Here is a 6,495-nt window from a genome sequence, read left to right as displayed (position 1 = left end):
TAATTGATAGGATATATTTTCATCCAATCCTTGTCTATTCATAAGATCTTGCAATACTATATTTTGTTGCTTATCAATCAATACATAACCCGATACTTGATTTTCTCTAACTCGCCAAGCACCTGTAGGATGCGACGCAGCTGCGGGGGATTTTCTTGATCTTTTTCCTAAACCCAGCCAATCTTTTTCTCCTTCAAACGATGATATGCTAAAAGCATTTCTATAAAGAATCACACCACTATCGACACTTTCATCTGTACTTAGATACTTATATAGAAATTTTTCTTTGTCATGCTTTGTTACATTAAGATTGAAAAATAGGTTTGCAGAAAACTCTCCAAGTTTATCTAATTCAGAAGATAATTCTTTGCGTCCCCTCTCATAAATTTCATTACCTTCAAATTCATCTAAAATGTTGATTTCACTATTATATGTTTTTATATCTACTTCCGGACAATATTTAATAGCATCATTAGAAAATTCGTCTGAAAATACAGACACATATAACATTCCTTTATTATGTTTGAGGATAATATTCGCTCTGCAATTTTTCCCCGGTTCAGGTTTTGGAAAATGCAACTTCACAAATTTATCATATTCATTAGCTATAATTCGTATCTTCATAGCTGTATCATTATACGTTTTCTCTAAGTACTCATTTAATTTTTCAATCCTCTTAGGAGTCCATTTTTCTCTAAGATTGTTTATTACTATACAAGTGCCTTTATTATCTATGCTAGAATCTAAATCTAAGGTAGATTTATTCCAATCTGTTTTCCAAACAATTCCATCTTTTTGTTCTTTTTTACTATATAATTGTATATTCTTGCCTAATCTTGATAGGGCAAACCTACCTACTCCTTTAGCTCCGGCTTGCACCCTAACATTATTATTCGTATCAATAAAATTATATCCTTTATTGCTTTTCCCAATATGCATCCAGTGTTTCTTTATATCCTCTGAATCCATACCATCTCCATCATCAATTATTTTCAGAGTTGTTTTATCTACAAATTCTAATTTGACAACCGACGCCCCCACATCATATGCATTTTTAACTAATTCTAAAACTGCAGCCTCATCATTGGAAAAGTTTTGTACACCTAAAAGTTCTGCAATTGTACTATCTTCAATACTGTATTTAAGATATTCCATACTTCCTCCGTTAAAAATTAAATTCTTCAATATCCTTTGATGTAATTCTCAATGAACTTCCGCTAATATTTATCCCCACTTTCTTTACATATTCCATAAAATTTTCACTTTCAAGAATTTCTTTTGCAAAACCCAAATTATATTCCTGATGTTCATCTCTCAAAGAAATGTACATCCCTGCATATGGAATACATGCCTCATCTAGTCTATATACAGCGACTTTATCTGTAATGATAGTTGATATAAGTAATTTTTCACACTTAATTCCTAAAAGTGCTTGCGTTCTTCCGTACTCAAACCACTTTGATTTTTTATCTGATTTCCTTTTTATTAAGTCTTCTTTGAATTTTGTTAAGTAAGAAAAAGCCCCAGGATATAAGTTTTTAAATTCTTTTTCTGTATATTTTATTAATTGATTATTAATATACTTATAAGGAAAAATAATTTTTTCCTCTTTACCATATCTCATATTTCTTGGTGTTGCAGTTGGCATAATTGCATCCTTTTCGATCATAAATTTTCCAACCTTATAGTATTCATCTACCTCATCGTACATATCTTCATTAATTACATACGCTTTATTCAACAAGGTTGCTACCACGTGAGATACTTTGAAATAATCTCCAAACCGTTTCTTACCAATGTTAAATTCATTAGAAAAAACCCATTTCTTTCTAATTGTTTTTTTACAAATATATAACCCACTATCATTACTCATATTTATATATTTGATTTTTTCACTACAATCCTTTTTATCTACTATTATAATTGCTGACTTTACCAACGCATTATCGAATATTTTTTCTTTTGTATAATCTTTTATTTCAACAATATACTGAACCATAAATTCTCTAAGCTTATTTCCAAAAACAGTTTTAAAAATACTACTAGGTATTAAATAAGACATTTTTCCTTCACTTGATAATGACTTAATACTATGTTCTATAAATGCATAGCAATAATCAAATTTTCCTTGTCTGCAAGTTTCATATTTATCCTTAATAAATGTTCTTTCCTCTTGAGATAAATTACTGTAAGTTATATATGGAGGATTACCCACTATAAAATCAAATTGTATATTTACCTCACTTTTTAAATAATCTTCATTATAGATTTTCCATTCAACATCCTGTATCCCATTTTTTTTTACAAGTAAATTCAAGTTACAAATACACTTTTCAAATTGATTTTTGTCAATTTCAAATCCAAAAATATTGTTTTCTAAACCTTTTTTTATTTTTTTATTAGAAAATTTAAGTTCTATTGCTTCTTCAATGTACCTATTAACTATTTCAACAAGTATATTGCCATCACCACAAGAATTTTCTAATATTGTTTTATTTACTATATTTTTATGATAACCAACAGAGTCCAGTAACTCTTTAACATAATTTGTGGGAGTAAAAATTTGACATTTATTCGCTATTTTTTTTTCATTTGTTTTTTTCATCATCGAAATACTCCAGTTTTTTTATTGATTTCTTATTTAATTTTTCCAAGGACACAATTTGAGTTCTCGCAAGCTTTCTAAGTTCTATCATTCTTTCTTTTTGTTCCATACCTTTTCCAATAAGAATTGCATTATAACTTTCCATATTGGCAAGCACCAGTAACTCATTCAGACTTGCATAATCTCTCATATTGCCTTTCAAATCTGGATTTTCTTCACGCCACTGTTTTGCTCGCTTGTTAAATAAGGCAACATTGAGCATATCTGCTTCACTTGCATATTTATAGGATAACTGTTCGTTGGTAAGATCCTTTAATAGATATTCTTTGATTGCATATGTATGGATTTTATAGTTAATCTTAGAAATTTCTCTATTCAAATTCCAACATAATGATAGCTTAGAATTTTCATCTGACTTAAGCCTTTTGTAATCTTGGATTAAATAGAGCTTAAACTCTGCTGAAATCCATGAAGCAAATTCCATTGCTATATCAGGATGAGCGAACGTTCCTCCGCCTCTCCCAGATTTAGAAACAATACCGATCGCATTTGTATTTTCAATCCATCTTTGAGGCGATAATGTGAATGCATTTGTTCCTGCTTCCTTTCTAAAGGAGTCGAATTCGACCCCTTTAAAATTAGGATTGTGAATAGTCTCCCAGAGACCAAGGAATTCAATTGTATCTCTTACTCTTAGCCAGTTTTTAACAACATCTTTAGGTTCATGCACATTTTTGTATCTTGCAATATCCGTTAAACTTATATAGTCATTTTTAAAGTCTTCAGTATAAATTTGAATAGCAAAACCTTTTGCTTCAATCGTGTCTTTTTTCACCTTAGACATGTGAGTTCCTCCTTTATGCTGATGTACTGTCTACAACACTTATTTTCGTAATAACTGCTCTAAACAGCACACCAACGATTCATTTTTTTGATTTTAAACTTTGGTAGAAGCTCTAAAACCCTTGTATTTACTCGACTATTTGCCTGTGTCATTATTATGACACGAAACCCGCAAGTGACGTCTGTTGCTGTGTCTAATTTGATACTCTCCTCATGAATATTATGTTTACCAACGTTTCATATTCTTTTCAAACTTACTAGTGTATGACCCTTTTAGTTCTTCTACTGATATTCCATAACAAAGCAACACATCATTGTAATACATAAGAACATCTGTCAATTCCTCGTTTAATTGAAACTGTCCATGTACGACCATCGACCAGATGAAGAACAACATATTCACCCTCATTGATTGGAAATTGCTTCACACCTACAAAACGCGGATTCTTGATATCCAACCCTGTTTCTTCTTTTATTTCACTACCACATCAACGAAAGATTCTCTCGATTCCACATGACCGCCTGAGAGCGTATATCCCTGCTAGTCATTTTTCACTCTATTCTGAAGAAACATCCTGTCTCCATCCCTGATGAGACACAATACTGTCAGTTAGACATTTTCCATCTTAGTCATTTTCTTATCCCTCCTGCACTATCATCCCAAAATGCTTCAGTACATCCATGATAACCTCTTCTTTTTCTTTCGGACACTCCGGCACTTTGTTGTTGTCTTTCTTGGATTTACTGTAATTTTCTCCAAGCTCAAGTCCGCACTTTTGCTTGATTTGAGAAATATAGAGCGTGGGAACTTTGAAGCCGTACTTGTCCAAGATATACTTCTTGATTTCCTCGTAAGTCCCAAATTTACGCCGTTCTGAGCCTGTCGGCTCGAACTCGCTCATATTCACCTCAACCTTGACATGTTCATCAGATTTAAGTTTGGAAAGATAGACAACCGTCTCAACATGAACGCTATTGCAAAACATATCAACAGGCTGAATTTTTTCTATTTTATATTTTTCTTTTAATAGTTTCAAATCTCGTGCTTGCGTTGATGAATTACAGGATATATATGATATTTTCTCCGGCATAATTTCAAGTAGTTTTTTTATTAATTTTTCATCTAATCCTGCTCGAGGCGGATCCAATATTATTTTATTCGGTATTATTTTTTCTTCATCCAACAACTTTTCAAGTATTTCTTCAGATTTCCCGCATATAAATCTCACATTATCTACCGAATTAAATTCTGCATTTTTCCTTGCATCTTCAATTGCATTTTCAACTATCTCTACACCAATAACTTTCTTGGCATTTCTTGCTGCAAATAGCGATATTGTTCCTATTCCACAGTATAAGTCAAAAATTATATCTTGCTTATTAATTTCAAGATAATCAATTGCTTCTTGATATAGCTTTTCTGTTTGAGTTGTATTTACTTGAAAAAATGAAACGGGAGAAAGCTTGAATTTAAAACCGCAAAGCTCATCTGTTAAATAGTCTTCACCATATAACTTCTTAAATTCTCTGCCAAATCTGAATTTATTCAATGTATTTTTATTTTCAAATATTCCGCAAATTTTAAGTTCAAGCAGTTCTGATAGAAGTTGATTTACTTTCTTTATTTCGGACTTTGTAACGAGAACTATAAATAATTCTCCAAGTTTATTTTGTCTTATAATTATACTGTCAACGCTGTTTAAACCCTTCCAATTTTTTAAAATTTCTATTGCTCTATTTATCTCTTTTCCTGCAATTAAGCAATGTTTAATTGAAATTAAATCTTTCGAATTTTTAGAAAAATATCCTATTTTACCATCTACCACTTTTAACTGAATATTATTTCTATAGTAATATGGATATTGCATTCCAATAGTATTTTCCACTTTACATTCTATATTTCCAATTCGAAGCATATCATTATTAACTTTTTCTTTTTTCCATTCCAGTTGTTTTTCATAGTCATATTCTAAAAAGTCACAGCCGCCACATTTTCTTATATATGGACATTTTGATTTGACTCTGTATGGCGAAGGTTCAAGTATCTTTGATATTTTTGCTATAGAGTATTTTTTCTTGTCTTCAACTATCTCTGCAAGTACTTTATCTCCTATTACTCCTCCGTCCAAAAACACCGCTTTTTCATTATATTTTGCAAATCCTCTGCCTTTAAAGTCAAAATCTCTTATTAAAAATTCCATTTTATTTATTTACCTTCAGCACAATTTTTTCAGGATACAGTTCAACTAATTTATCTTTATATAATGAGCCCTCAGCTCTTTTAAATGCAGATTTTGTAAGTCCTGTTACTTCTTTTATAAGCTCCGGATCCGACTTATCTCCAAGATTTAAAACTCCTCCGTTATCTTCAATGAGCTCAAGTAGCATTTCTGCATCATAGTGCATTTGCTTATAAGCTTTTTGTCTAAGTGTCAAAGTTATTCTACCGTCTTTTAATATTCTTTGGATTCTGGTTTCAACTTCTTCTCCAACTCGGTATATTCCCTTAAGCTCTTCTTTCAAAATCATTCCGTCATATTTATCATTTATTGCAACATGAGCTCCTTTTGAGTCTATTTCATAAATAGTTCCCTTAACTATGTCATTTACCTTAAATTCATCATTCATTGAGAGTTTATCTTTTATTTTCATTGTTACACATAATCTGTCGGATCTGTCAATGTATAACTGCATCAAGTATGATTGATGTATATCAACTCTGCCTATAGTTTCCTGATATGGCAAAAATATATCTTTATCAAGACCAATATCCACAAAATAGCCAAATTTTGTCTTGTCTGCAATTTTTAATTTTGCAACTTCTCCCACATCTAACAATGTTTTTTGAATTGTCGCTACTCTATTATCCTTTGAACTGTCATATATAAATACGTTTAATTTTTCTCCGACTTTCAACTTGTCATCAAACTCTTTTAACTTTATATCTTCTTTACCATTCGTAAGAATAATTTCTTTCTTCAATACTTTTTTTACTTCAAGTTCACATCTTCCAAGTTTCATTCCATATTCCTCACAATTTCTTTTAC

Annotated in this window: 5 protein-coding genes; all 5 read right to left on the bottom strand. The window is 31.0% G+C overall.

Annotation, left to right across the window (positions count from 1 at the left end):
- Positions 1 to 1,155, bottom strand: a 1,155-nt coding sequence (locus HMPREF0629_RS07425; protein WP_009222692.1) for an ATP-binding protein, incomplete at its 3' end; no start/stop codon positions are given.
- A gap of 10 nt (positions 1,156 to 1,165) precedes the next feature.
- The gene (locus HMPREF0629_RS07420) at positions 1,166 to 2,608 is read right to left on the bottom strand and encodes an Eco57I restriction-modification methylase domain-containing protein (protein WP_218015382.1); all 1,443 of its coding nucleotides are present in this window, start codon (positions 2,606 to 2,608) and stop codon (positions 1,166 to 1,168) included.
- Positions 2,589 to 3,449 (bottom strand): KilA-N domain-containing protein, encoded by an 861-nt coding sequence (locus HMPREF0629_RS07415; protein ID WP_009222690.1) that lies wholly within the window; start codon positions 3,447 to 3,449, stop codon positions 2,589 to 2,591. The genes HMPREF0629_RS07420 and HMPREF0629_RS07415 overlap by 20 nt, the downstream gene beginning before the upstream one ends.
- A 637-nt stretch (positions 3,450 to 4,086) precedes the next feature.
- Positions 4,087 to 5,649, bottom strand: coding sequence for a 23S rRNA (uracil(1939)-C(5))-methyltransferase RlmD (rlmD, locus tag HMPREF0629_RS07410; RefSeq protein ID WP_009222688.1), 1,563 nt, complete (start codon positions 5,647 to 5,649; stop codon positions 4,087 to 4,089).
- A 1-nt stretch (position 5,650) separates the two neighbouring features.
- Positions 5,651 to 6,495, bottom strand: an 845-nt coding sequence (locus HMPREF0629_RS07405) for a S1 RNA-binding domain-containing protein (protein WP_255263845.1), incomplete at its 5' end; no start/stop codon positions are given.

This window comes from Peptoniphilus sp. oral taxon 386 str. F0131 (assembly GCF_000090945.1).
GTDB lineage: Bacteria > Bacillota > Clostridia > Tissierellales > Peptoniphilaceae > Anaerosphaera > Anaerosphaera mikwangii.
This window is presented reverse-complemented; position numbering and strand designations above follow the sequence as displayed.

What these genes read in the sequence shown, in the direction of transcription:
- HMPREF0629_RS07420 (WP_218015382.1), bottom strand. Translation starts at nt 2,608, where the DNA reads ATGATGAAAAAAACAAATGAAAAAAAAATAGCGAATAAATGTCAAATT.
- HMPREF0629_RS07415 (WP_009222690.1), bottom strand. Translation starts at nt 3,449, where the DNA reads ATGTCTAAGGTGAAAAAAGACACGATTGAAGCAAAAGGTTTTGCTATT.
- rlmD (WP_009222688.1), bottom strand. Translation starts at nt 5,649, where the DNA reads ATGGAATTTTTAATAAGAGATTTTGACTTTAAAGGCAGAGGATTTGCA.